The organism is Acinetobacter sp. NIPH 817 (assembly GCF_000368405.1).
Taxonomy (GTDB): Bacteria; Pseudomonadota; Gammaproteobacteria; order Pseudomonadales; family Moraxellaceae; genus Acinetobacter.
Genome location: NZ_KB849420.1, coordinates 2,232,201 through 2,253,142, shown reverse-complemented (window position 1 = coordinate 2,253,142; position 20,942 = coordinate 2,232,201). Strand labels below are relative to the sequence as shown.

General features: G+C 34.3%; 16 protein-coding genes, 1 other RNA gene and 1 pseudogene. 9 read left to right on the top strand and 9 right to left on the bottom strand.

Annotation, left to right across the window (positions count from 1 at the left end; all coding sequences use genetic code 11):
- Nucleotides 1-149: 149 nt before the first annotated feature.
- The 4 genes and pseudogenes from ssrA to F968_RS14260 all read left to right on the top strand — a co-directional run bounded on the left by ssrA (nucleotide 150) and on the right by F968_RS14260 (nucleotide 3,632).
- Nucleotides 150-508: a transfer-messenger RNA gene (gene ssrA / locus F968_RS19920) on the top strand.
- A gap of 175 nt (nucleotides 509-683) precedes the next feature.
- Nucleotides 684-1,842, top strand: a pseudogene (locus F968_RS14270) (tyrosine-type recombinase/integrase).
- The gene (locus tag F968_RS14265; protein WP_228128906.1) at nucleotides 1,808-2,518 is read left to right on the top strand and encodes a hypothetical protein; all 711 of its coding nucleotides are present in this window, start codon (nucleotides 1,808-1,810) and stop codon (nucleotides 2,516-2,518) included. The pseudogene F968_RS14270 and the gene F968_RS14265 overlap by 35 nt, the downstream one beginning before the upstream one ends.
- Before the next feature lie 121 nt (nucleotides 2,519-2,639).
- Nucleotides 2,640-3,632, top strand: a complete 993-nt coding sequence (locus tag F968_RS14260) for an FRG domain-containing protein (RefSeq protein ID WP_004794086.1) — start codon at nucleotides 2,640-2,642, stop codon at nucleotides 3,630-3,632.
- Nucleotides 3,633-3,856: 224 nt separating this feature from the next.
- Here F968_RS14260 and F968_RS14255 read toward each other — a convergent pair whose 3' ends face one another.
- From F968_RS14255 to F968_RS14245, 3 genes are all read right to left on the bottom strand, one after another.
- Nucleotides 3,857-4,936: an HpaII family restriction endonuclease gene (locus F968_RS14255; protein ID WP_004794085.1), complete on the bottom strand. Its 1,080-nt coding sequence runs from the start codon at nucleotides 4,934-4,936 to the stop codon at nucleotides 3,857-3,859.
- A gap of 1 nt (nucleotide 4,937) precedes the next feature.
- On the bottom strand, nucleotides 4,938-6,029 hold the full coding sequence (locus F968_RS14250) for a DNA cytosine methyltransferase (protein ID WP_004794084.1): 1,092 nt from the start codon (nucleotides 6,027-6,029) through the stop codon (nucleotides 4,938-4,940).
- Between the two features lie 147 nt (nucleotides 6,030-6,176).
- Nucleotides 6,177-6,635: a very short patch repair endonuclease gene (locus F968_RS14245; RefSeq protein ID WP_004794082.1), complete on the bottom strand. Its 459-nt coding sequence runs from the start codon at nucleotides 6,633-6,635 to the stop codon at nucleotides 6,177-6,179.
- A gap of 297 nt (nucleotides 6,636-6,932) precedes the next feature.
- Here F968_RS14245 and F968_RS14240 point away from each other — a divergent pair, with 297 nt between their 5' ends.
- Nucleotides 6,933-7,883, top strand: coding sequence for an APC family permease (locus tag F968_RS14240; RefSeq protein ID WP_004794081.1), 951 nt, complete (start codon nucleotides 6,933-6,935; stop codon nucleotides 7,881-7,883).
- 142 nt (nucleotides 7,884-8,025) lie between these two features.
- On the opposite strand, the gene F968_RS14235 is transcribed toward F968_RS14240, so the two are convergent.
- The 5 genes from F968_RS14235 to F968_RS14215 form a co-directional block, all read right to left on the bottom strand.
- On the bottom strand, nucleotides 8,026-8,931 hold the full coding sequence (locus F968_RS14235) for a hypothetical protein (protein ID WP_004794080.1): 906 nt from the start codon (nucleotides 8,929-8,931) through the stop codon (nucleotides 8,026-8,028).
- Between the two features lie 256 nt (nucleotides 8,932-9,187).
- Nucleotides 9,188-9,472 carry a hypothetical protein gene (locus tag F968_RS14230; RefSeq protein ID WP_004794079.1) on the bottom strand — a complete coding sequence of 95 codons (285 nt, stop codon included), beginning with the start codon at nucleotides 9,470-9,472 and terminating at the stop codon, nucleotides 9,188-9,190.
- A 646-nt stretch (nucleotides 9,473-10,118) separates the two neighbouring features.
- Nucleotides 10,119-11,465, bottom strand: a complete 1,347-nt coding sequence (locus tag F968_RS14225) for an OprD family outer membrane porin (RefSeq protein WP_004794078.1) — start codon at nucleotides 11,463-11,465, stop codon at nucleotides 10,119-10,121.
- Between the two features lie 77 nt (nucleotides 11,466-11,542).
- Nucleotides 11,543-12,928 (bottom strand): MFS transporter, encoded by a 1,386-nt coding sequence (locus F968_RS14220; protein WP_004794077.1) that lies wholly within the window; start codon nucleotides 12,926-12,928, stop codon nucleotides 11,543-11,545.
- A gap of 172 nt (nucleotides 12,929-13,100) precedes the next feature.
- Complete coding sequence (locus F968_RS14215; protein WP_004794076.1) at nucleotides 13,101-14,045, bottom strand: dihydrodipicolinate synthase family protein; 945 nt, start codon at nucleotides 14,043-14,045, stop codon at nucleotides 13,101-13,103.
- A gap of 187 nt (nucleotides 14,046-14,232) precedes the next feature.
- On the opposite strand from F968_RS14215, the gene F968_RS14210 reads away from it, so the two are divergent.
- Nucleotides 14,233-15,123, top strand: a complete 891-nt coding sequence (locus F968_RS14210; protein WP_004794075.1) for a LysR family transcriptional regulator — start codon at nucleotides 14,233-14,235, stop codon at nucleotides 15,121-15,123.
- Between the two features lie 13 nt (nucleotides 15,124-15,136).
- Here F968_RS14210 and F968_RS14205 read toward each other — a convergent pair whose 3' ends face one another.
- The gene (locus F968_RS14205; RefSeq protein WP_004794072.1) at nucleotides 15,137-15,412 is read right to left on the bottom strand and encodes a hypothetical protein; all 276 of its coding nucleotides are present in this window, start codon (nucleotides 15,410-15,412) and stop codon (nucleotides 15,137-15,139) included.
- Nucleotides 15,413-15,821: 409 nt separating this feature from the next.
- Here F968_RS14205 and F968_RS14200 point away from each other — a divergent pair, with 409 nt between their 5' ends.
- The 3 genes from F968_RS14200 to F968_RS14185 all read left to right on the top strand — a co-directional run bounded on the left by F968_RS14200 (nucleotide 15,822) and on the right by F968_RS14185 (nucleotide 20,933).
- A complete protein-coding gene (locus tag F968_RS14200) occupies nucleotides 15,822-16,091 on the top strand; it encodes a hypothetical protein (RefSeq protein WP_004794071.1) in 270 nt (89 codons plus the stop codon).
- A 2,071-nt stretch (nucleotides 16,092-18,162) separates the two neighbouring features.
- Nucleotides 18,163-18,870, top strand: coding sequence for a YoaK family protein (locus tag F968_RS14190; RefSeq protein WP_004794069.1), 708 nt, complete (start codon nucleotides 18,163-18,165; stop codon nucleotides 18,868-18,870).
- A gap of 149 nt (nucleotides 18,871-19,019) precedes the next feature.
- Nucleotides 19,020-20,933, top strand: coding sequence for an esterase/lipase family protein (locus F968_RS14185; protein ID WP_004794066.1), 1,914 nt, complete (start codon nucleotides 19,020-19,022; stop codon nucleotides 20,931-20,933).
- The last annotated feature ends 9 nt before the right edge of the window (nucleotides 20,934-20,942 follow it).

Genomic DNA, 20,942 nt, shown 5'->3' with positions numbered 1-20,942 from the left:
AAAAAAGCTGTCATTTTTGGCAGCTTTTTTATGTGGCCCTTGAAAAAAACAAAAGACACTCAATTATGTAAATATGTTCATCAGTAGCAGACTGTTGATAAAATGCACAGTATTTTATTTTAGTTATGCTATGATGTTCAGACATTCATGGGGATGTTATTGGCTTCGACGCTGGTGATGAAACTCATAGATGCATGCCGAGAGCGCATTTTCTCTCGTAAATCAAATTTGCATATTTTAGTCGCAAACGACGAAACTTACGCTCTAGCTGCCTAAGGGCAGTTTGTCCGCTTCCTAGAATACTTGTGGTTTAGGAACCCGACCGTAGCGCACGCACACAAGTCCGTATAGAGTCAAGCCTCGGGGCTTTATACCAAACTTAGAGGATCGCAACTTGTACCCTGTTCGTCGGGTCACTTGGTGTTAAAACAATAGACGATATCTAAGCATGTAGTATTCTCGAGCGTAATGCTGGCGGACGCGGGTTCAACTCCCGCCATCTCCACCAAATACTAAGATCAAAGTTAATCACAATTGATTAGAGTTGATCAAAAAGCCTTAAATCTTAATGATTTAGGGCTTTTTTAATGCCTTCGATTTAATCATTTTTGATTCAGCTTAATCATTGATAATCAAACTTTATCACTATAAGCTGTTATACAATTGTTATACGGTATAACACTATGCTTTCGGATGCCCAAGTAAAGTCATTAAAACCTAAAGAATCTAGATACTCAGTTGCCGATGGTGAAGGATTAAACATTTCAGTATTTCCCAATGGGAAAAAGAAATGGGTTTTGTCTTATCGTCAGAATGGAAAGCAAAATCAAAAAATGCTTGGTGAGTATCCTTTAATGGGGTGTAAGGAAGCACGTCAGCAGGCCAGACAATTAAAATTAGAATATCAGGGCAAGGTCGCCAATTCTCCACCAGTCCATAAAGTTGTTGAGGAATGGTTGAGTATCATGAAATCACAATGGACCAGCAAAAAATACTATGACACAGTCGAATATCGACTTGCATATCTAACCGAAGATTTTAAAAATCATTCCAATTAATGAAGTTGAAAGAAAGCACATATCGAAGAAAATTAAAGAAATCGTTGCTAAGGGTACTTTAGAAACAGCAAGCCGTGCATTAAGACTAGGCAAGCAGGTATTTGATTTTGCAATTGCCTCAGATTATACAGATCGAAATCCATGTACATTGGTTGAAGATGTAATTCCTGAATATGAATCTGACAGCCATCCTTGTTTACCAGCAAGTGAAATGCCTGAGTTTTTTAGACGTATGAAAGCAAGTCATTCTAGCTCAATAGTTAAAATGGCCATGCTTTTAGTTTGTTATACAGGTACACGTATAACAGAGTTGTTAAAGGCCAGATGGGATTCAGGCGAAATAGATTTTGAAAATAAAGTATGGATTATTCCAGCTGATCGTATGAAAAAAAGAAAGGAATTAATGGTCCCATTGGTTCCTCAGATTTATGCACTTTTCAAAGAACTTGATAGTGTTAAAACAGATGATGGTTATATTTTTAAGAAGCGTGAGAAGCCTTATGAATATATGACCTCTGAATCAGTACTTACCATGATAAAAAGAATGGGTTACACAGATAAAATGGTAACTCATGGCTTTCGATCTTTATTTTCTACCCATGCAAATGAAAGTAAATTATTCCGTGGTGAGGTGATCGATTATCAGATTGCTCATGTAAATAAATCTACAAAGGCTGATAAGACGAGCAAAATTTATAATCGTGCTGAGTATTGGGATGAACGAGTAGAGCTAATGACTTGGTATGCTAATGAAGTGGAAAGTTGGATTGGTGGAAATGATTGATAATATTGACTTTACGATTATTGGTTGTACAAGTGAGATAGACTTCTTAAGGCAAATAAGTAATCCGTATTTATATGAAAGAGAAATAGCAGCTCTCGTTAAAAGTTTAGATCCCAATAATTTTGAGAGCGAAGATGAATTTTATAAAAGAATTTCAGACATAAATTTAATGAAGAGTAGGTATAAAGATCTATTTATTACAGATTGTACTGGAGCTGAATATCATTGGCACTTCATTGAGGGTTTCGAAGCTTATTCAAATGGTCTTATTCTTCCAGCCTTATTAAGTTGTATATGCGGAATTGAAGCCTCTTTGAGATCAACTCTTTATTTAATGAGTACAAATCCTGGAGAACAACTATATGTAAAGAAATTAATGAATATGGATTTGATCCATGAAGCATATATCAAAGGATTACCAATTTCGAATTTAGCTTTTAGCAATGAAAATAATTTTTTACATAAAGTACAAAATAAGAAAAAAATATATTTATTGAAAATTAGAAATGATCTTATGCACGGAAACATTCGCTCCTATTGCGAAAGACATGAGGAAGAAAGGATATTTACACCTAAGCATTTAATGGAAGATATGATTGAAATCCTTATGATTTCAAGAGTATGGTTAAAAGAGATATCTGATTTTAAAATTAACTTATTTAATGAAGGTGCATAATTAGTGCTTTCTAATATGAATATGATTTTAGTAATTTAATGTGAAGTCTAGTCTATTTGAGTTTTAAATATTCTAAATAGGCTAAGTTTTATGAATGTAATAGAAAAATGGATAAATTGAAGTGGAAAATAAATACTTTGATCAATTGATAAATAAAGAGTCTCATTATGAAATTACGTTTAATGATTTTGAGGAGTTTATAACTTTTATTCGTCCAGATAAATTACATGTAAAAGATCTTATGACTCAATTAAGAATGGAATTTAATCCATCAACTATTAATTTTCCTTTTTTCAAGATAAAAGATTTTAAAGGTTATAACACTTTAGACAAGTCGATCATTTATCGGGGGCATGGAGAAAGTGGCTGGGATTTAAAACCAACCTTTTATCGTAATAAAAAAAATATTGGATGGATCAAGACTAATTGGAGTATAGATCAAAATTTTGAGTCAGAAATTTTATTAAAATTTCAAGATTCCTGTGATTTAACTGGTGTTCAATTACCATCTGACAATGATCAATTGAGAAGAAGACAAAAAAATAAGTTAAATAAATATAAGAAATCGTTTGGGAGAGATCAGATAGATTGGTTTGATGATGATTTTTTTGAGTTAGCAGTGTATGCGCAACATTATGGTGTTGCAACTAGATTGCTGGATTGGTCCAAAAACCCGTTTGTAGCTAGTTATTTCGCTTGTTCTCATGCACTCAAAATGAATTATAATCCAAATTCAAAATTTTGCATTTGGGTACTAAATTCTGAAAGTATTACAAATGAGTTGAATCAAGTCCTTGAAGTGCTTGATCCACCTAAAGGCCTTAATCAACACATTTCTCATCAACAAGGCATCTTAACTTACACTAAAAATCACATCAAAATTTTTAATGAATTTGGAACTCGACCATGTTTGAAAGATATTCTAAAGTATTATGAGAGTGGATACAGGTTGTTAAAAATAACTTTAGGATATGAATTAATTGTTGAATTATTTAATTATTGTAATTTTCATAATTTTAATGCATGTCACTTATTTCGAGGTGCCAGTGGTGCGGCAATGCACACAACTGATTTAATAAATTTTGATGATTATAAATATCCTATGGAAGATTAAAGGCGCTTATTTAGCGCCTTGAATTGCAACTTTAATTTTAGCAACTGATTGAGAAGTCCATCCTTTATAGGTTTTTAAAACATTTTCTAAAAAATAGAAAATTTATTTATGTTAAAATACAATACAATATCAGAAATGAATGCACTTAATGAATTTCAGGAAATAAATTATATTAAAGAAAAATCCCTCAATGAGGGATTTTATTCTATCAAAGATAGAGCACATTATTTAAATCTAATTTGTAAGTTTAAAATGATAGATAATTGACCATTGTCATCTTTAAATAAATTTCCAAATTCATATCTACTTGTGCTGGCTGTCTCAAATCTTGTATTTTGGTAGAGGTATTCTTCAAATTCTTGTCGATGATATAAGTGATAACATACTATTTCTCCATCTTGTTTAATAATTAAATATCCTCCAGTGGAGTCTATATTATTACCTGTCCAAACAGTATTTGGCATCATACCTATGGCAGTTTCACACAATAGTTTTTTAATTTTAAACTCATAAAATGGATGCTGATTATCTAAAATATAATTTAAAGGATTCTTATTAGTTAGTTCTTTTACTATTGAGGAGAGTGCAGTAGTCTTAGTTGAATAAAACTCTACTAAAGCGTGTGCCATAATTTCTGGTAGTAGACTATCTATAAGAATTAAATTGTTTTGAAAAATTCTATTACATAAATGAGAAAATTGAAAATTTCCCCCCAAATGTTTTATTTCTTGAACACGATTTTTTAAGGGTAAACTATTAAGTTCTTCAATTTTTTGATCAGAGATGTTTAAATCATTAATTAAATATACAAAATTAGTAGTTTTACCTGCATTTAATAGTGTTGAAGCTTTGCCTAGACGAGATTTAATGCTAAAGCCAAGTTCTGGAGTTATACCAAGTTTAAAGTCATAAATGATAATTTTAATATCACTCTTAGAACTAGATTTTGCTTTAATTTTATTAGATTTATATTTTTGTATGAATTCTTCTATTAAAGGGATAGAGAATGAGGCAGAAGAATGCTTCTTTTTTAATTCAAGTAATAAATATTCTGCCATAGCTGCAAAATCAGCAGTAGGTATGATAAAAGTTTCATTAGCTTTTTTAATTTCAATATTAGGACTATCTACAATCGGAGTAAATTCAAAATTTTCATTTGATTCCATTCTTAAAATTTTAATAACAGGATAAATCAAGTTATTTATTTTATTTAGATCTTGATCTCCAGCGGCTAATTCACCATCACTTAAAATTTTAAAAAGAGCATAAAGCTCACTCCATTCACCTATATTGCCTGTAATCATATTATTTAAACTTCAATTTTCTAAGAATTTCTAAAGCTGTAGCTTGAATAGCTGGTACAGCTACAGAATTACCGAATTGTTTATACGCAGAAGCATCTGAAACGATTATTTGGAAAGTATCTGGAAAGCCTTGTAATCTTGCCCATTCTCTTGGTGTCATTTTTCTTATACCTTTACGGTTAACTTCACCTTTAATACGAGTAGTTGGGGTAAAATCAGTAATACGATTATCTACTACTAAATTTCGCTCTCGTCCCATTCCTCCAACAACGATAGCATTACTAATTCCATTATCCGGAATAATAGCATAGCCGAAACCATTCCCTTTGTTTTCATGCCTAGCTTTATGCTTCTCTAAAGTATCAAGATATTGTGTTGATAAGTAATATTTTGTTGGTACAACTTCATGTTCTTTAATATCGGCAAAGCATACTTTTTGATTGAGAGGTTCAGGATATTGGAAGCTATTAATATTCAGATCTTTGCGAAATCCTACAATAAATATCCGCTCTCTATTTTGAGGCACGCCAAAGTCTTTAGCATTAATAATTTGCGGGTCTGGAACAAAATAGTTTAGATCTTCTCTTAATACTTTAAGAATAGTTTCAAGAGTGTTGCCTTTATTATGGCTTCTTAAGCCTTTTACGTTTTCTAAGAAAAATGCTTTCGGTTGTTTTCTTCTAATAATATCCGCAACATCAAAAAATAAGGTACCTCTTGTGTCTTCGAATCCTGCTCTTTTTCCTGCTATAGAGAAAGCTTGGCAGGGGAAACCACCACAAAGGATATCAAAATTATCAGGAATAGCGTCTTTAGTGCTTTCAAGAGTTATATCGCCATGCGATTGCTCACCGAAATTTGCCATATATGTTTTCTGAGCTTCGCTATCTATTTCCGAAGAAAACACACACTGACCACCCAAATTTTGAAATGCTAGTCTAAATCCACCTATGCCTGCAAAGAGGTCAATAAATTTAAAATCGGCTGGATATTTTGGCAAAAAGGGAACTTTCTGAAACAACTGTAAATTTGCCTCGTTAGTATCTTCTGAATTTTTATGAATCGTAGAAAAATTCTGACTTCTTGAGTTCAATGGATACCTCGAAATGGACAAACTAATTTTATTGCTGGTATACGATAGCAAATTTGTCTCTATTTGACATTAGTATTAAGACACAGTTTGTCGCACTTAACTTTAAAATTAAACTTATTACTTTATAAAATTAAATTTTAAATACTTTTAAAACAAAGGTTTTTCGATTTCAATGAAATTTGAGTCACTATGTAACCATTCATAAATTGTATTGATAGAAGTTTCTAAATTTACTTTATTACCGTTTATTGCGCAGCCCCATAAGATGCAGATTCTCCATTTGTTTTTAATTAAATTTTCGATATTTTTTTCATCATTTAACTGATTTTTATTAATTTTATTTTCCCAAAACTCAATTCTAGTAGTGGGCAATTTAGCGAGTTTACAATTCTTATGACCATGCCAGAAACAGCCATTTACGAAAATAACAGCCTTGAATTTAGGCAAGATTATATCTGGTTTACCTGGCAGATCTTTCCCATGAAGGCGAAACCGTAAACCTTTACGATGTAAAAGGCTTCTAACTTCTAATTCAGGTTTTGTATTTTTTGATTTTACATTCGCCATCATACGGCTACGTGTTTCTGTATCTACTTTATCCACCATGAAAAAAGATACTCTTTCTAGGAAATAGTATGAAGATTGTATATCTTCAAAAATATTTTTGTTTAGGCCCTTATGTCAAGACAGAGTTTTATTCTTGTGCTGATTTAAAATGAATAGAAACTAGTGCGATACAAGTTAATATATATGGCCTAAAAACCTGTGGCATTACGGAATAGTATGTGAAGACATACTCTGAAATTTGGGGAAATTTCAAAACATGATTACTCCGCTGGGGAGCGGTTTAAGAAAAAGGTAATCATCGATTCTTAAATAATTTATAAGATTTGGTTAGATCAAATGAACAACATGATAACGAGATATTTAAATAATCTGGGGCAGTGGCATGAAGTTGCACTGACAATGACTAAAGCGATAGTTGCAATAGGGGTGTTGTGCTTAGTTGTGTATCTTTTAACAATTGGCTATATCCCGTCGGAAATTAGCTTTGGTGATACACTCATTTTTTTACTGATTTTTGCTGCGTTCTCTATTGCTTACGCTGTATTAGGGTTTATGCTATTTTTCTTTGGCACATCCTTAGCTCCAGTGACATATTTTGTCTTAAGTTGGGTTGATAAGTATTTACCACCACATATTAGAATTGGGAAAAAACTTCCTTTTCCAAAAATTAATATTATTACGTTAATTGGCTCTCTTTATCTTCTCTATGCTATTCACCGCATATTTTTATTACATTGGAAAGTCAATCTGTACATAGGCATTACCGTATTTTTTATCGCCTTTGCGTATTATCCCTTTTACATGAATCGGCAGAAGATTAAAGAATTTAATATAAAATTTGAAAATCTAGCAGATATTGTTGATGATCCTGATGCAAGTGAACATCTTAAAGCATTTGCAATAAAAAAATTAAAGAGATTAGAAACGCATATTAAAGATAGCTTAGAAATAGCTTTTTTTATTAGCTTGACTCCGCTTGTACCTCTAATTCTCATTGGCGATGTTGGTAAAGCATTCTTAAATTATACAATGCAAAATACTGGGGTAAGAATAGAAAAAGCTACCTTGTATATTAAAGAACCTTATGCAAATTTAATTGAATTGCCAAAAACGACTACTAAAGAACTGAGTCAGTATAAAACCTTTATTTTTAAAGATGTTAAAGTATTATTTCAGGGGATTGGTAAAAGTACTCTAGTTTCTTACAAAGTGAAAGATATAGAAAAGAAATTAGTGATTCCTAATGAATATATTACTGTAGAGCGAACTGAAAAGACTAATAAATAGTATAATTTTTATGATTTAAAAAACCAATTCAATAAAGCTGGAATAATTTTTTGTATTTTTAATAAATACAAACTAATTAATCTAATAAAAATATTGGTTCATTTTTTAGAGGTAAATGAACCAATAGAATTTTTTATATTAATTAGGTGTTGGGGGGAGTATTTATTTTTATATTATTTATACATGGTTGTATAGGGAATAATAAATTGATACTATTGTTTTTTGAGTTCATTAAAAAATCCTCGAAATTCAGTGGTTTGTTGTTTTCTGATATATAAGGATTGATAATTACTTTTTGTTGGTTAGAGCCTATATATGCAACACTTAAATTATTAGGAATGCCTTCACATGAATTTTTACTATCAAAATCCATCATTAAGGCTAATTGATATGCTTTATACCTAATTGAATTATCAGAAAATTCTCTATTTTGAAGGCCTAATGTAAAAAGTAATGAAAATATTAATATAATAATTATCCAGATATTTTTTGAAGATTGAATTTTTTTTTCATTTACATAGTAATTAATTTCTAATGTTGCTAGAAAAATTAATGGGAAAAAAGCTATTATAAAGAAAGTATTAGAAATATAGTTAATTGAATAAAGAGCAGTGGTAAACGTTAAACTATAAGGAAAGTTGGTTGCTGATATATGGAAAATATCATTAAGTAAAATAGAGGCCTTTGAATTTGAATATAAAATAATTGCTGAAAAAATTAATCCAGAAATAAGCTTTGTAAATTTAAGATTAAAAAAGTACTCTACGAAGTGAAAACGGAAAATGTAATTTAAAATTAATATAGATAAAATAATTTTACCTCCTACACTCCCCCAGAATAAAAAAATTCTAAAAAAATTAGACTCTTCATTTATATTTAAATAATAACTAAATATAATAATAATTGAAATTGCACCAATCCATATAAAAAAAGAGGTAAATTTTTCCTCCTCAATTAAAGTTAAAATATTATCATTTTTTATAACTTTAATTTCATTTTCTATAGATTGTAGTTTTTCAAGAATTTTGTTTTCACTTAAATGAGTCATGGCTCATCCTTTTACAAAAATTTTTATTATACTATAAAATATAGTAAAACTAATAAATTATATTTTATGAAAAATATTTTTATTTATTAGTTTGACAGAAAATTTTATGAAATTTATTAAGTGAAACTTAATTTTATATAATAAAAATATATTACTTCCCCCAAGGCCCCCGTGCCACAACAGAACTTTAATTGTTTGCGCTGATTTAAAGTAATCCACCATTGCGACACAGAGATAAGGGAGCTAAGCCAAACGCTTAGCCCATGTCTTCTTTATCGCACCGCCGCATCACGCTAAAAAAAGTAGGAGCAAAGTCCTGTGGGAGAGCAGGACTTTGCAAACTGACATGTTCTAGCCGTTGCATAAGCTTGTGTGAATACACTTGTTCAAGCCGTTGGTAAATACAGTCGCAACTGGCTTGGGTGTGCCCACCAGACAGGCAAATTTCTTCAAAATCCTGCTGAGTGTGAATGTCGCAACCAGAAACACCGTAATCGCCTATTAAAAGGCTTAAAGCCAAAATAGGTTTATAAAGTTTCATATTATTCTCGTGATAATTTTCACTAAGTTATTAATAAAAAATAAGCCGCATATATTTAAAGTATTAAAATCATTTAAAAAGGGAATAGTTAACCCGCCTGAAATACAGGAAAATAAAATGATTAAAATTTTAAAATAAAATTATTTATAAATTTAAAATATTTTAGGTGAGAGAAAGCCTAAATTTTAAATAAATAAAATTACGAGAGAGGATAAGGGATTAATATAAAAAAGGTCATGGTCAACTCCTTAAAATGTATGGAGCTCTACCACCAAAAATCACCGTCAATTGATTATGGTGGTAGAACGAAAGAGGGTTGACAGACCGGACATACAGAACCAGCACACCCGAAGGTGTCCCCCTTCCGCCCTACCGCAACATGAGGGGGACGGTGGTTCACACAGATCTCTCCCTCAGAAGGATAAATCTGATGTGCTGTATGTAAAACGGTCTGTCAAAACCGACTGGCAATGTAGGCCAGCGGGACCATAATAATCATAAGTTTTTAACAGGTCAATTCAATTTAAATAAAATATTATAAAAATTTTAAATATAAATTTATATTTTAATTAAACTCAAAAGTTTATCGATTTAAATCGGTGAATTAATAAATATAATAAAGTTAAACTAAACGTTTAGCCTGTGCTTAAAATGTATAACGATAATTAATAAATATACGGTGCTGGTCCCAATCTTTCCGAGTTAAACCATTTATTTTTTCACCTAGGTTTGCATTTTCAAACTTTGACTCATAATGTAAAAATGAATAACGCACATCTAAGTTTTTTACCCACGGCAGGGTATAACTCACCGTAAAGTCAAAGTAACGCTCTTTACCCTCAATATCACTGCTGATGTTACTTTGGTGAGCGCCAAAGCCATAAATATACTTCGCCTCGGTTTTTAAACCTTTCACATAGTCTTTCCAGTTATATTTTAGGCGAAGGGCAACAGCGGTTTCATCATTATTGGTAAAGTCAGGACCAATGGTCGCAGAGGTCGGAAATGGGTTGGTGCCATGGTCTTGTGTCAAAACCGAGTCGCGGGCGGAGTGCACGGCAAAGTTATCTTCAATCCAAAAACCATCAAACTTTGAAACGGCAATGCCGCCTTCGAGGTTATTTTTGGCTACATTTACATCGACAAAATAACCATTCCCACGGTTGTTAATGTCTTGGCCTTTGACACAGTCCAGCTCGGTTTCGGCACCGCATTTAAACAGCTTGCCATCATTACGCGAGAAAAAAGCACCTGTGTTAAATGTCCACACAAGGCCATGCAAGGGCAATTTATATTGAGCAATCGCCCCGTACTTTTTTAAATAATCTTTGCTATTTAAATATTCGGCATTCATGCTCCAGTTTTTGTATTGATACTTGGCACCGACTAAACCAACATAATCAATGCGCTCGTCATTTTCAGTCACCAGTTTTTCAAAAGAGTCCATGCTGCGCGGTTTCCAGCGGTCATAGTAAGCCATGTAAGTCTGTAGCTGATCATTGAGTTGAAACTGCCCACTCGCACCCGAAAAAGTGTCGGGCACTGCGCGGTTGTTGGTGCTTTTAAGCAAGAGCGAGTCTTGCAACTGGCGACCTAATTTAATTTCGCCTTGATCACCCAGTTTTGCTTTGATGTAGAGCTGGCCTAAAGTCGCAAAGTTTTGGTCAAGCTTGCCGTTATTTTCAACCTCTAAAAGCTGAGCGCTCGGCTTGCCAGAGTCAAATAACTTGGTGACTGCATAGAGTGAGCCATCTACTCCAAGCCAGTCCCACATGTACGGTGACTGATAATTTAACTCAAGCCCTAAAGCACTTTGTTCATATTCACTCGACGAAGGCGAAGGGTTGGCAAGCGTGGGGTGGGCAGTGCCTTCATCGTTCCAGTAACGGGTATTAAGTTTTAATTCTAACTTGCCAAATTCTTGAGGAAGCTCTGCATACGCATTGCTCATGCTGCCTAAACCAATACAGCCCCATAGCAAATATTTATTCATTTTAAATTCCTTTTTTAAGCATGAATAAGCCCTTTGCCTAACGCTGGGTTAGGCAAGCTTTTTATGAAATGGATGAATTAAGGAGAGAGTTTTTCGAGCACTTGGCCTTTGGTTTCAATGGCAAACAAGAAGGTTACAAGCCCACCAACGAGCGCCACAACCGCAAGCACACTAAACACATATTGAATGCCGTAACCACCAACAACCAGACCGACCATAACAGGCCCAATTGCAGAGCCGGCACGTAGCCAAGCGGTACTAAAACCAATGCCCATTGCACGTAGGCGAGTTGGGTAAAGTTCGGCAGCGTAAAGGTATAAAGAGAAAGAAATGGTCTGCAAAATGGCATAGCTAATCGTTGCGAAAATTACAACTTCCATCGCCGATTTTGCGCCTAAAACCGAGAGACTCATGAGTGGAATAATTGCCAAGAAGAATGCTGCACTGTACCAAGGGCGGCGGCCGACTTTATCAATCATTAACGCGCAGATAATAGAGGCAATAACACCCACACCCGACGTAATCCAGCCATAACCTAAACTGGTTTGAAGCGATAGGCCAAAGTGTTGTTTGTAGAGAGATGGCAACCAAGTCACCATGGCATTGTTCACCATATACACGCAAAACCACATGCCCCACAGGGTAAAGGTACGTTTGCGGTAAATGCCACGGAACAGCTCGCGCCAGTCGGTTTTTGCCATGCCTTGCGGGTTAATTTCTTTAACCACAGGTTCAGGCAACGTTTTACCGCTTTTAATGGCACTGTCTTCAAAACTTTTGACGACTTTATCTGCTTCTTTAAAACGGCCTTTTGAAGCCAGCCAGCGTGGTGATTCAGGCAAGAAAAACCGTAAAGGAATGACCAGTAAAGATGGAACTAAGCCCACAATAAACATAACTTTCCAGCCGTAAATTGGCATCAGGAAAAATGCCGCCATGCCTGCAAACATCAGGCCGAGTGGGAATAAAACTTCATAGAGCAAGAAAAACTTACCGCGCTTTTCTGCACCAATAAACTCGTTAATATAGGCACTCGCAACAGGCACTTCACCGCCAGTTCCAACACCTTGTAAGAAACGGAAAATTAACAGTGACATTCCGCTCCATGCAAACAGACAGGAAATGTCCATTGCCACAAACAGTAAAATGGTAAAAGACAGCACTTTTAAGCGACCGACTTTTTCGGCAAGAGAACCAAAGAAGATCGCGCCGACCAGTTGTCCGACATAGCCCGCGGCAATGATCGCACCGACATAGGCAGGCGTCAGATGCCATTCGGTAATGAGTTGGGGTAAAGCAAAGGCAATCGCAAGAACAGTATAAGCGTCAAAAAAGGTCGCGATACCGATGGTAATTCGCATAAATTGCATTCGACCAGTGACGGGTAGTCGTTCAAGTCTTGCAATAATTTCCGCATTTTTTTGATGATGACTAATTTGTTCTACATCCGCTAGATTTGTCATCTTCTATCTCCTTATTACTACATTCCTCGTAGTTTTGTTGTTCTATTTCGCACTACCTGTTCACCACAGTTTGCATGCTTTTTATTATTGTTTTTAAGAGACATGCCCGATGTTTGGCCTCAGGCAGCGTACAGGAAAAAAAGGCTAGCGTACATGCTAGCCCGAATAGAATTTAAGCAACGGCTTGGGTTAAATCGACCTTGCCAATTCCGGCTTGACGCATCGCATCATGAATTTCTTGCTCAGCACCATCTGCCAGTGGAAGCAGTGGCGAACGCACAGTGGCATGGTCCAAAATTCCGCGAGCAACCAATGCATGTTTAAGTGCGACCGTACCTTCCATGTGTGAACCACGGTGATAGACATTGCGAGTCACTGGTAATAATTGGTCGTGAAGTGCACGAGCTTTAGCGTAATCTTTAGCTTTACCTGCCTTAATCATTTCAATTAACAGTTCAGGGGCAATGTTGCCGTAGCCAACCAACGCGCCGTCTACATCAAACATGGTGTGAAGCAAATATTCATCGTGGCAAGTCAATACCTGTAAGTCTGGGCGTTCACGGCGAATAATTGGAATTTCGACATCCCAGCGGCGCATATTACGCACACCATTTTTCATGGCAAATACGCCTGGCTGTGCAGAAATATCGAGTAGAGTTTCTAGGTCGTAAGTGGCTTTCGTTGCATCTGGATATTGGAATAAAATAGATGGCAAACCACTTTCTTCATAAATCGCTTTATAGCGGTCTTGTGGTGCGCCTTTTTGATAGCCAAAACGTAACCAGCCATGTGAAGGGTAAATCAAACCTGCCGAAGCACCTGCGCTGACTGCACGTTTTGCTTCTTCTGCTGCAACCGAAGTACCTTCGAGTGTAATCCCTGCGATTACCGGAATTTTGTCATCTACAGATTTAACAAAGCTTTCGATGACCTGCATTTGTTCTTTTTGCGACAAGAATGTTCCTTCACCTGCATGCCCAAGAACAACTAAGCCTTTCACACCATCAATACTGCCTAACCATGAACCTAAACGTTGAATTGCATCATGGTCTACTTGTCCGTCACGGGTAAAAGGAGTCACAGGTGCTGGGGTTAATCCACGTAAATCTAAACTCATAATCGTACTTCCTATACAGTGTAATTAAATATTCTCTGGTTCTTAATCTGACTTAAATCGTGTTGTAGAGAATATGATTGGAGTATAGAAATAGGTGAGCTATGTAGGAATTACCAATTCTTGAATTTCAGTTATACTGAAAATGTATAGCTCAAAATGTTGCCTATTTACGATTTAGGAAGAATCGATGAATTATGAATTATGGAAAATATTTTTAGATGCGGTGGAACTCGGTAGCTTAAGCAAAGTCGCCATGCTGCATAACACCAACCAACCGCAAATCAGTCGACAAATGAACGAGCTTGAAGCGCAATGTGGTGGTCGTTTGTTTAACCGAACTGGCCGCGGCGTAGAACTCACCGATTTAGGCCAACATTTACTTCCGAAAATTCGTTCATGGCTAAACGTAACCGACCAACTCAATAATGAAATTTTGCATTCGACCGATACCCCGATTGGTACGGTGCGTATTGCCAGTTTGCCGTCTACAGCACATCCATTGTTATCGACGCTTTATAAAGTGCTTCAACAAAAATATCCCTTAATTAAACTGTCGGTGCGTGAGGGGCAAGGGGTGCATTTAGAAAAATGGCTTGAAGATGGCAGCGTCGATTTAGCTATTCTCTATCGGTTTAACCCAACGCCTAAACAGGGCGATGTTTACCTTACCGAAGCCGATACCTATTTGGTGGGCTGTGAAGGAGATATGCTCACTCAGGCCAATGAAGTCGACTTTAAAGCAGTAAGTGAGTTACCTCTGGTTACCTTTTGTAGGCCAAGTAACTGGCGCAATTTTTTAGACCACATGGCCTATGAAAATGGGGTAGAACTAAACATTGTGTTTGAAGCCGACTCGATTAGTTTACAAACCCATTTGGTTTCCGAGTCTCGCATGTACACCATGCTGGGGCCGCAAGCGTTAAAGAAGGCCAGTCAATACACCTCAATTCAAGCCGCAAAAATTATTAATCCTGCACTCAAGCGCTATATTTCTTTGTCTATTTCTAAACATGGCTATTTAACACCTGCGTGTAAGGCAGTAATGGAAGAAATTAGGAATTTGGCTGATTTGCTTTAAGGCGCTGGTAAATTTAAGAACGGCACTGTTGCATAGTACGCATCATGGTTTTTACAAAATCACGCGGTACTTCGGGGCTTTGTAAACTTAACTTTCCAATTTTATTCATAAGCTTAGGAGAGTATTGGCGTTCTAAACGATGATAAATGCATGTACAGCTTGCACGGCTATGGCCAGCTGCGATGCATTTTGAGTAAAAATCACGGTGTGCATTACTTTTATAGTCAGCAGAGGCAATCGATACAAATAATAATCCACCTAGAAAAACTGAAAAATTATAAAGTGACATATATCTACTCTTGATTGTTGTTTTTCATTATCCATATCTTGGCATAACTTTTTCAGGTTCAAAACCAGTTGATATCAACCAGAGGCTTCATCATAGTTAGAACGGTTTTAGAGGTCAAATTGATTTAAGGATGAGATGTGTTTAATGTTTTAAAAATAAACAATGCAATTTTTGCTGTTTTGAGGGTGATATTGTGATATTAAACACTCTGGACTGTAGTTCGAATTATTTATGAGTTTAATAAAATTTTTAAGTATTTAAGATTTATATAAATATACTATTTCTTATTTTTATTTTTTTTTGCTTATAATTATACTTAACCTAAAAACTACCCCATATAAGTATATTTTAGATTAATTTTTGATCTGTCTGGCTGGTCGTTTCGGTTAAAATGAAGGGATAAAATTGTGTGATTGATTATATTTATATGGCGAATTTGCCAATTTACATCAGTGTTTTTTATTTTGTAGTTGGATTTGGATTAAATATTGTTTCTTACAATATTGCTATTAATAATTTTAAAGTTAAAAGAGCCCCATTATTTGTAATGATTTTAATGTATTTTATTGGCAATATAAGTATGGTCGCTCTTCTTTCATTAATGGGTACTCATGTTGGTCTATACTTTTTAGTAAGTGTTGTAATACCATATGCTGCTGTTTGGAGAACAGACTTTTAAGTTGTTGGTATTGAAAACTAATATAGATTTTAATATGTTAATTTATAATTAATGCTGAACGGTATAGCTATTTTTTAATGTTTTTAGGGGGCTATTTGCCAAATTTTTTTGTTTTTTTAAGTTTTTTTACTTTATTTGTTTCCATATTTTTAATATTCATTTTTTTGAAAAGTAGAAGATTTTCAATCAAATTATCTGTTTTAATTTTTATTTTAGCACTTTTGGATTTTTATTTATCTTTAATGTATTTAATGAAAGATTTTTAATTTGATTTAATGTTTTATTGATTAAATTGAAAAAGGTTTTACGATTTTAATTAATAATAATTTTTTATTGTTTAAGAGTTTTGGGGGTGATGGTTGAATAATATTTTTTTTAAATTATTTATTGTTTTTTTGTTGGTTTTATGGAAGATAAGTGGTGTTGATATTTTTTGTTTTATTGCAGTTTTTATTTTAATTGTTGATATTTTTTTATTTTCATGACTTTTAAAATGGTAGTTGAAATTAGTCACTTTAATATAAATATCAAATAAAATTTTGTATTTTATAGTTTGATGGATTTTGTATGTTTTATGTGGGATTGTTAAATTTGAGAGGCTTGCTATGAAAATAATATTGTTAAAAGATAGTGAACATAAGCCCAAAGCTTTTTTTATGATGGTATTTATGTTTCTGTATGTCTTTTTTTATAGACTCGGTAGTGATTATTCATATTTTTTTTATGTATTTGATATTTTTTTGATTATTATGCTATTCCTTAGGTTGAAATTGAATATTAAAATAAAGTTTTACTTTGATTAAATTTTAAGTAATTGGATTTAATGTTTTAAGATTAAAGCCTGTTTATATAATATTGATGAATTGTTAGATAAGATTAATTGTAGGAGGTCTATAGCTGTAGGTTGAGTGCTGGTATATATCAATATGAGTAGGAGTTATTTTCCTAATTAAATCATTTTTAATTAGTTTTATAAAGTTTTTATGGAGTATAGTTTTTATTATATTTTTTAATTATACTAATAGTTTATATTGTATTAATTGAGTTTTATGTTGAATTTTTAAATTTAATATTGCAAGACATTATAAAAAATATGAGGTTAATTAGGTCGTTAAAGTTTTTTTTCTCCACTTTTAACTGTCGGAATGTTGATTGTTGAAAGTGAAAATGTAAGTGAGGATTTTTGACTCTTTATTGTGTTATATAGAATTTTTGTGGATAAATTATTGGGGCTACAAGAACCATTCTTGACTTTTGAAATGCTACTCGATATTAAGCTAGCATTTTAATAAGAGAGTATTGATACAGTTTGAAAATATTTAAACCCTTAATAGTCTTGTATGGTGTTTTAAAGATTAATTATTTTAGCGGGAGTCCTACTTAATTAAGCTATTATATATTCATAGTGTACATTTTGATTTAAATTTATTGGTGATAAGATTTTTCTTAACTGATGCTATCAGGTAGGGATGGGCTGTTATTCTAGTTGATTATATCTATTAGCTAATTTTTTAGTAGCTTCATCAGCAAGGGGAAGGATGTCATTGCAATTGGGATGGTTTCTGAATTTATAAGTGACTCTCGTAAGCGATGTATAAGTTAATTTTTATTAAGATATTAATTTGATAAGCATTTATATTGATATGAAAAATTTTTTTTGGTTTTTAGCTTTTCTAAGTATTGTTTCTATATTGTTAGATTTTTATAAAGAGACTAAAAGTAGTCGTCTCTTTGGTAAAATTATAGCTTGCGCATGGCTTTTATATTTGGTTCTAACATTTTTTGTCGGTTTTTAATTCGGTATAACGTGGGGTAGCTATAGCGAAACTCACAGTTGTAATAAAGCGAACTAAAAAATATTGATGAATCCTATAAGAAGATGATCACTGTTTTATTGTCCTTGAAACACTCAATTTTAATTGTTGCCATTTTAAAGACAGTGTTACGACATTACGCACCCTATTTTTTTACATGATTTTTTGCTTTCATAAACGCTTTAGTATTATTCATTTTTAAATCATTTATATACAACTTGCTTACTTTAAAGTTTTAATTTAACAGGATATTTTATATGACAGATAACCCAATTAAAAAAGAAACAGAAAGTACCTGGGCAATATGTCGAGATCCTGTTTTACTGACCATGGTGGGTGGGGCAATTGATACTATTGGCTTTATTGCATTGTTTGGCTTTTTCACAGCCCATGTGACGGGAAACTTAGTGTTGGCAGGGGCAGCATGGGTTAAAGGTGGCTCGGGTTTATGGATAAAGCTTGCGGCTATTCCACTATTTATTTTGACCGTTGTTATTACCAAACTGTTAATTGACCGCAGTCAGGTTAAGCACAAAACACTGTCTTATTTATTTTTATTTGAAGCTATTTTTCTATGTGCTTTTATGGTTGCAGGACTTTACTTTGAGCCATTTAAAAATCCGGATGCATTAACAGTTGCAGTAACAGGCGGGTTGGGTTTAATTGCTTTGGCTATTCGTAATACTTCCAGCAAAACCCTCATTAAAAATATTAGCCCAAGTACCATGATGACAGGTAACACTACCCAGCTTGGTATTGATATTGCCAACTTGCTTAAAAACAATAATGCAGCCAATCGAGCAAGTTTTCTGAAAAGCGCCAGTATTGTGATTGGCTTTGTCATTGGTGCTTTCTTGGGAGCGATACTTTATGTCTATTTTGACTTCTGGAGTGTAGCGCCATTTATCTTACCTATTTTGTATTTCTCATATTTAGCTTCACAGCAAAAGTTTAACCAAGCTTGATTAGAAAAAATAACAAATTAGCCTGAATTAAAATGAGTTCAGGCTTTTTTTCGTAATAAAGGAAAATGGAAGCTGAGCTGAAATTGTTCGTTCACTGCTTTACAGGCATAATGACCAGATGGGGAATACATTCGATTAAGGAATGCACAATGACAAAGTCTTATCATTATTCAATCATAACAATAATGGCTTTGCTCAGTGGCTGTCAGGTTATTCATTTAAAAGAAAGTAATTTAAGCAATGCATTAAAAAGTAAGAATGAAAGTATTCTGACCGATGGCACCTTAAGTCATCAAACTCAAAACTTGCTGTATTTAGTTAAAAAAAATGAAAAATCTTGTCTGCAAAATTTTGATGATTGTTTAAATAAAATTCAAAGCTTATCTGAAAATAGTAGCCGCGAAGAACGCTATGCTGCGCTCAGTGAAATTTATTTGGCAAAAGCTTTAGACGTCGGACGTAATAGCCAATGTAATGTCATTAATAAAAGTAGTAGTTGCCTTGAGCAAGAGTTAGCGCTGTTTGATAAAAGCTTGCGCTATAGTTATGTCTATTTATTTGACTCTGAAGAGTCGCCGTTCGATCGGGTATTTGACCATCGCCAGAATCAGGTGCGTATTTTTTATAACGTGGCTTTATCGAAGCTCATGACCACGTATTTTAATCATTTAAATACGCATCGCTTTCCACCGTTGCTTAAAGCAGATGGGCATGAGTACCACGTCAATTTTGACCATGCTGTAGATGTACAAAAAATTGAAGTCGATACTTTTCGCTCAAGCTATAACATGAACTTTTCTGGCTTTAATACCGTTAACCGTAAGGATGGTTTAGGAGCAGAGTTTATTGTCGGGCGTAAAGAAAATGATGTAAATCACGGCTTCATTTTAGACCCCGATGCTTTTTATGCTCACCAGAATAATCCGAATATACATTTACCACGCTTCTTTCCAGTCACTGCGATTGCTTACCCAAAACAAAAAGCCACAGCAGAGCAGGTCATTGCTGGAGCAGATTTAGAAATTGCGATGTTTGATCCATATCGACAAGACCGTGTAAAGGTTGAAGGTGTGGATTATCCGCTCACTGCAAATTATTCGGCGCCTTATGGGCTTTGGTTGTCGAAATATAATTTAGGGGCAGCAGGTTATTGGTCTTTAATTAATAAAGAAAACAATTTGATCATGCCGCATTTATATATGCTGGAACCCTTTAACCCAAATAAAAAAATCATTGTATTTATTCATGGCTTGGCAAGTAGCCCAGAGGCGTGGGTGAGTCTAACCAATGACATTATGGGCGATGCCGAATTAAGGAATAACTATCAAGTTTGGCAGGTGTTTTATTCAACCAATATGCCGATTTTTGAAAGTCGTTTTCAGATTTATTCTTTGCTGAATCAGGCTTTTCAAAATGTTGCTAAAGACAGCTACGCTGCACACGATGCAGTGCTGGTTGGACATAGTATGGGCGGAGTGATTAGCCGTTTATTGGTAAGTGATGCCGATGTTTCAGAGCAAGCCATGCAAAAAATGAATGAAGCCCAGCTAAACCGTTTAAAAGAAAATCCTGTGGTGCTAGAGCGTTTTCAATTCAAAGCTTTGCCTTATTTTAAGCGGGTTGTTTTTGTTTCGGCACCGCATCATGGCACTGACTACGCTGACCGATGGTTTACCCAAATTGCCCGCCGTATTATTCGTTTGCCAGCTGATTTCTTTATTGCGGTCGAAATGAGAGATGAGAAAAACACAAAGCTCAGAAAAGGTTTAATTGAAAATGGGGCGAGTAATTTAAGTCGTTCTTCTAGCTTTATGCAGCTTACGCAAGCCATTCAGCCATCGTCCAGCGTGGTCTATCACTCGATTATGGGGAACATAAATGGGACGACTGATAAGTTAAAAAGCAGCGATGGAATTGTGCCGTATCAAAGTTCACATTTAGGTGGGGAGCAGTCGGAGCTGATCATTAAAGGTGGCCATTCGATTCAAACTACCCCAGAAGCGATTTTAGAATTACGCCGTATTTTACGGTTGCATTTAAAGCAGTCACAGCCTTCAAAATAGAATTTTTTT

Coding starts and splice junctions, on each gene's coding strand:
- F968_RS14265 (WP_228128906.1), top strand. CDS start 1,808: ATGAAGTGGAAAGTTGGATTGGTGGAAATGATTGATAATATTGACTTT.
- F968_RS14255 (WP_004794085.1), bottom strand. CDS start 4,936: ATGATTACAGGCAATATAGGTGAATGGAGTGAGCTTTATGCTCTTTTT.
- F968_RS14245 (WP_004794082.1), bottom strand. CDS start 6,635: ATGGTGGATAAAGTAGATACAGAAACACGTAGCCGTATGATGGCGAAT.
- F968_RS14240 (WP_004794081.1), top strand. CDS start 6,933: ATGAACAACATGATAACGAGATATTTAAATAATCTGGGGCAGTGGCAT.
- F968_RS14235 (WP_004794080.1), bottom strand. CDS start 8,931: ATGACTCATTTAAGTGAAAACAAAATTCTTGAAAAACTACAATCTATA.
- F968_RS14230 (WP_004794079.1), bottom strand. CDS start 9,472: ATGAAACTTTATAAACCTATTTTGGCTTTAAGCCTTTTAATAGGCGAT.
- F968_RS14225 (WP_004794078.1), bottom strand. CDS start 11,465: ATGAATAAATATTTGCTATGGGGCTGTATTGGTTTAGGCAGCATGAGC.
- F968_RS14220 (WP_004794077.1), bottom strand. CDS start 12,928: ATGACAAATCTAGCGGATGTAGAACAAATTAGTCATCATCAAAAAAAT.
- F968_RS14215 (WP_004794076.1), bottom strand. CDS start 14,045: ATGAGTTTAGATTTACGTGGATTAACCCCAGCACCTGTGACTCCTTTT.
- F968_RS14210 (WP_004794075.1), top strand. CDS start 14,233: ATGAATTATGAATTATGGAAAATATTTTTAGATGCGGTGGAACTCGGT.
- F968_RS14205 (WP_004794072.1), bottom strand. CDS start 15,412: ATGTCACTTTATAATTTTTCAGTTTTTCTAGGTGGATTATTATTTGTA.
- F968_RS14190 (WP_004794069.1), top strand. CDS start 18,163: ATGACAGATAACCCAATTAAAAAAGAAACAGAAAGTACCTGGGCAATA.
- F968_RS14185 (WP_004794066.1), top strand. CDS start 19,020: ATGACAAAGTCTTATCATTATTCAATCATAACAATAATGGCTTTGCTC.